The 4,786-nt window shown below is 32.2% G+C and carries 7 protein-coding genes; all 7 read left to right on the forward strand.

Annotation, left to right across the window (positions count from 1 at the left end):
• Positions 1 to 165: 165 nt before the first annotated feature.
• Positions 166 to 468: a TIGR04104 family putative zinc finger protein gene (locus tag J2S10_RS27610; RefSeq protein ID WP_370876309.1), complete on the forward strand. Its 303-nt coding sequence runs from the start codon at positions 166 to 168 to the stop codon at positions 466 to 468.
• A gap of 285 nt (positions 469 to 753) precedes the next feature.
• Positions 754 to 1,026: a hypothetical protein gene (locus J2S10_RS27270; protein WP_307414325.1), complete on the forward strand. Its 273-nt coding sequence runs from the start codon at positions 754 to 756 to the stop codon at positions 1,024 to 1,026.
• A gap of 102 nt (positions 1,027 to 1,128) precedes the next feature.
• Positions 1,129 to 1,563 carry a DUF4279 domain-containing protein gene (locus tag J2S10_RS27275; protein WP_307414334.1) on the forward strand — a complete coding sequence of 145 codons (435 nt, stop codon included), beginning with the start codon at positions 1,129 to 1,131 and terminating at the stop codon, positions 1,561 to 1,563.
• A 160-nt stretch (positions 1,564 to 1,723) separates the two neighbouring features.
• Complete coding sequence (locus J2S10_RS27280; protein ID WP_307414327.1) at positions 1,724 to 2,032, forward strand: immunity protein TriTu family protein; 309 nt, start codon at positions 1,724 to 1,726, stop codon at positions 2,030 to 2,032.
• Between the two features lie 209 nt (positions 2,033 to 2,241).
• A complete protein-coding gene (locus J2S10_RS27285) occupies positions 2,242 to 2,814 on the forward strand; it encodes a suppressor of fused domain protein (protein WP_307414328.1) in 573 nt (190 codons plus the stop codon).
• A 146-nt stretch (positions 2,815 to 2,960) separates the two neighbouring features.
• A complete protein-coding gene (locus J2S10_RS27290; protein WP_307414330.1) occupies positions 2,961 to 3,554 on the forward strand; it encodes an SMI1/KNR4 family protein in 594 nt (197 codons plus the stop codon).
• 187 nt (positions 3,555 to 3,741) lie between these two features.
• Positions 3,742 to 4,599, forward strand: coding sequence for a leucine-rich repeat domain-containing protein (locus J2S10_RS27295; protein ID WP_307414332.1), 858 nt, complete (start codon positions 3,742 to 3,744; stop codon positions 4,597 to 4,599).
• Positions 4,600 to 4,786 lie beyond the last annotated feature (187 nt).

Consider the following 4,786-nt stretch of genomic DNA (forward strand, 5'->3'; position numbering starts at 1 on the left):
ATATCAATTACACGTAAATCCAAATACAAGGGTTATGAAATCCTGCGAATAAGTGAGCATTCGAGAGATAATCGTATCAAACTGAGGGAGTTGAATAAGCTGTCTAAGACCTTCATATATAAAAAGTAATACCTTTAGGCTGTATAAAAGGAAGTGTGATTATTTTTGCCTCTTCAACAGTGTGAAAAATGCAGATACAAATTTAAATGGAGGGAAATCCAAAAGAGCTTGTTATGGGGATATAAGCCATTAATTTGTAAAAAATGTGGTTTGGAACATCGAATTAATTCTATGTCCAGGTATCTTTCAGGTATATTTTGCGGATCAATAATGTTATTCTATTCATTTTACCTTGCCAGTAAGGTTTCTTTTGCTTTGGGATGTACATTATTAGTATTACTGTGCTTTATTGATTTTTTAATTTTTCCTTACTTTACAAAATATAAAGCCATTAAAGATATAAAATAGACTGTTTCGCTAACGGGGGCATTACTGGAACAACGGTAATGCTTCTTTCTTCTTCAAATAACTAGGCAGGGCACTTGAAGAAGAAATGATAAAATGTGTATATAAAATTGCACTTTGGGGATTGATTAAAACGGATAGTAGGGAAGATCGCTTTTTCCTTATTCAAGTAACGTGGCAGTTTAGTGGAAGAAGGAAAAAAATCTAAACCATAGAATAAGGTAATATATAAAGCCTTAAGTGGGTTAATAAAGAGATGATTGAAGAGGATTATTTGGAGGGGGAAAAATGCTAAAAAAGATTAAGGAAAGATATTCAAAAAGTAATAAACCAATATATATTATACATTTGTTACTTTTTGTTTTAGGCACTGTGTTGTTCATAAAAGGATATATTGAAGGATTTTCATCTGTTTATATAAGACCTGCTTGTATTGCTGGTTCACTAATGAGTTTGCTTGCTGTTGTTGAAGATATATTAATTAAATCAAATAATAAGTTGAATTACCTTAACAATATTGTTTCGATTGGCATTTTCATAATGGTCTTCTTTTATAACTAACGTGGCAGTTTAGTTGTACAAGGAATGGTATTATAATTGATTTAAAATGAGTAAAATGAGGCTTTGCGGAAGGGGAAATTGTACTTGAATAAAACTCAAGTAATGGTTTATTTCAGCTTGTATGGAGATGACTTTCCTGTTGATAGTGTGACTGAATTATTGGGAATTAATCCAACCAATTCCTATAAAAAGGGTGATGTCATTGAAATAAAACCCAATCCAAATATTGTTTCAACTAAAGTCCACTATCGAAAAGAGACAGCCTGGGAATTAGGTACCGACTATCAAGAATCCTATGATGTAAAAGAACAACTAAATGAGGTAATTAAACCATTAAAAAATAAAGCACATATAATTAATCAATTAAAATCGAAGTTTAGTCTGGAATGTCATTTCGAAATTGTAATAATAATGGAAAATGGATATACACCAGCTTTTTATCTTAATAAAGAACAGATTGAATTCGCTAATAGTATAAAAGCTGAGTTTGATATTGATTTGTATGCAAACCCTTATAATGATACTTGTGAAGGCTAAAACCTAACATCCTTGTTCAACGGGTGCATTACTAAAATAAAGAGGGCTAGCTGATGTAGCCCTTTTCTTATTGAACTAACGTGGCAGGTTAGCGGAAGAAGGAGAATTAATTTTTCAAGTGGAATATATAGTAGTAATCGGTTTTAGGGGTGATATAACAATGGATGAACTTTTCTATAGGTGGTTTAATGACCACAAGGAAAATCTGCAAAAAATGGGGATTCAAACTGACTTAATATCAAAATCGATTCAATCTTGTAATCCAAATCCAAGTATTTTTGTAGACCATCTAACTAGTACAAGAGGTGGAAGAGTAACTGTTTGGAAATCAGGCTTTATTGATATGGAAATCTTGGACATTCAATCTGGTGAACTTATCTTTTTTAAACATTTAGATTTAACAGTTGAATATTCAGATATTGAAAATTTATTGGATGAATATATTGAAAAATTGATTAGCCAATCTTAAAATTCTTTATTGTGCTAACGGGTGCTTGAGTGTAAGAATGGAGCTGTCATTGAGGCAGCTTTTCTTGTTGAACTAACGGGCAGGTTACTTGAAGAAGGATTATTTTACTGAGGCAGTCATTGGTGCGAATTTATTTGTTTTTTCTACCTGTCGGTTAAATAGGTATTGATGATAAAATTGATGAAACAAAAAGTATTGGGGATATTTTAATGAGTGTATCAGAAGAAAACAAAATACTTGCACAAACTGCTGTTAAAGCATTTGAAGGAAAGCCTAATGTTTTTAAATATTATGATGATAACTATAAAAGTTCAGTCGATATTCTTTCTTGTGAAGACAAAAATTTTGAGGGTATCTTATCTTATTCTACGCTTGGTTTATCCGATTTTTCTATTGGCTACGAGGGAAACAGGTTACCTTTAAGGGTTGAATTGGTGGGGGCAAGTGATTTTGAATGCTTCCCCAATATTTTAGCAACTTGTGCATTCAATATTATTAATTCTAGATTTGAATGTTCATTTGGAACGATTTTTAAGAACGTAATTGATATGTATCTGCCTGATAGCCCTATGAAACATATTTTATTTTTATCTCCTTTTCTTTGGGAAGATACGTTGAAAACAATAAAGTTCAAGAAAAAACAAGTGGCTTGGTTAATGGGAATTCCAATTTCGGAAGAAGAAAAACAATTTGCGGATAATAACGGGATTGGGGCTTTAGAACAGCTATTTGAAGAACATCAAATAAATGTATTTGATTTGGAAAGGACTTCAGTAATATAAATCTTATTGTGCTTATGTTAAAGATGGGGATGGCTGCGGCGGTCTCTTTTCTTATTCGACTAAAGGGCAGGTTAGCTGAAGAAGGAATGGTATAATATTTATTAATTTGGATTGTTTATTGGTCATCTAGATAAGGAGTGTTATCCATGCATTTGCAAATTAACGAAACTTTAAGCGTTTTAGGAAAATGGAAAGAAAAGGGTTATCGTGAACTCAAAAATGGAACAGAAATCATTTGCCATGTACCAAAAAATGGGCCTGAAGCATGGTTGCATAAGATCTATGCACCGCTACCAGAAGAAGCAATTAATGTCTTAGAACGAAATGTAGTTACAAAAAAAGTTCCACTTGTTTTAAAAGAATTTTATCGAAAAATGAACGGTATTAATCTTTTTTCTGATGTTTTTTGTGTTTTTGGAGTGAGAACTTCCTATGTACGAACTGGTGATGAATCTATCCAACCGTATGATTTAATAACTCCGAACTTGGAACGACACATAGAGTGTCCTAAAAGTTGGCTAATATTCGGAAGTTATTCTTGGGATGGCTCTGAAGTTGTGATGGATACAGCTGAATTAGAATATCCCAAAGTATTCCGAATTGAACGCTGGACTACGAATATTCTACAAGAATGGGACAGTTTTTCTGATTGGTTAAACAGTGAAACTTTCCGAGTCCAAACGTTATTTGATGAAAATGGCTATCGAATAGATCGTTCGATTCCGACAGTAAGTTTGTGAAAAAAATGTACTTACGCTAACGGGTGCTTGAGTTTAACAACGGAGGTAGCTGCGGCACCTCCTTTTCTTATTGAACAAACGGTCAGTTTAGCTTAAGAAGGTGTAAACGATAAGAGGATAGAATAAATTAGTATGTGAGGCTACGACAATCCTTTTATAACAAAAACAATGCAAGGAATGATTTATAGTGTATTTAATTAAAGAGGGCTACAAATATCACGAAAACTTAAACTGCTTAGCAATCGAGGACAACAGATTAGAGGAATCCATAACTTACATTAATGATAATAAGATTAATAAGATATTGATTAATCCTCCAGATTATAGCTTACATAATGTTGACTTTTTAAAGTACTGCCCCAATATTGTATGTATCTACTTTTACAATGATAGGATTAATGATTATAGAGGGCTATATCATTTAACCAATTTAAAATATTTATATGCTGATGAACCTATTGGGGAATTAAACGTTTCTCATTTTAAATACTTAGAGGAACTACAAGTAAATGACTCGAAATTATTAGTTGGGGTGAATGAGTGTCATAATTTAAAATTCCTTCATTTGACCAAGTATAAACCAAAAAGCAAAAACCTTATTGGATTGTCAAATTTAAGCCAATTAACCATTTTAAAGTTGTATATGACAAATGTGGCTTCTTTAGAAGGAATACAAAATCTAAAAAAGCTAAATGATTTTGAAATTTATAGGGCAACTAAGCTTGAACATATTGGGGAACTAGAAGGAGTAAAAAACACTTTAAGAAAGTTAGCAATTGAAACTTGCAAAAATATCTTAGATATAGAATCTACGGCTTGTCTTCAAAATTTAGAAATACTAAAGATTATTAATTGTGGAGAACTCAATAATATACGTTTTATTAAAGAAATCTCAAATTTAAAAGAATTTACCTTTATTGATACAAACATAGTAGATGGAGACCTTTCACCTTGCATTGGTCTCGAATACACAGGATTTTTTGACAAAAAACATTATAGTCATACCTTTAAAGCATTAAATGAGGAAAAGTATTGGAATCGATAAAAGTGCCAGATTGTGAATGATTGTACTTAAACAAACGGGTGCAATAGTTTAAGATTAGGATGGCTGCGGGCAATCCCTTTTTCTTATTGCACTAACTGGCAGCATTCCTGTAATGAAGAAATATGAGGTTTGAATATAAAAAAGCCCCTTGGTAAGATATGAGTGTCCAAAGCTTGGCGGCAAAAAG

The organism is Neobacillus ginsengisoli, assembly GCF_030813055.1.

Bases quoted from the DNA above. Each gene is read 5' to 3' on its own strand.
- J2S10_RS27275 (WP_307414334.1), top strand. From the start codon at position 1,129: ATGGTTTATTTCAGCTTGTATGGAGATGACTTTCCTGTTGATAGTGTG.
- J2S10_RS27280 (WP_307414327.1), top strand. From the start codon at position 1,724: ATGGATGAACTTTTCTATAGGTGGTTTAATGACCACAAGGAAAATCTG.
- J2S10_RS27290 (WP_307414330.1), top strand. From the start codon at position 2,961: ATGCATTTGCAAATTAACGAAACTTTAAGCGTTTTAGGAAAATGGAAA.
- J2S10_RS27285 (WP_307414328.1), top strand. From the start codon at position 2,242: ATGAGTGTATCAGAAGAAAACAAAATACTTGCACAAACTGCTGTTAAA.
- J2S10_RS27270 (WP_307414325.1), top strand. From the start codon at position 754: ATGCTAAAAAAGATTAAGGAAAGATATTCAAAAAGTAATAAACCAATA.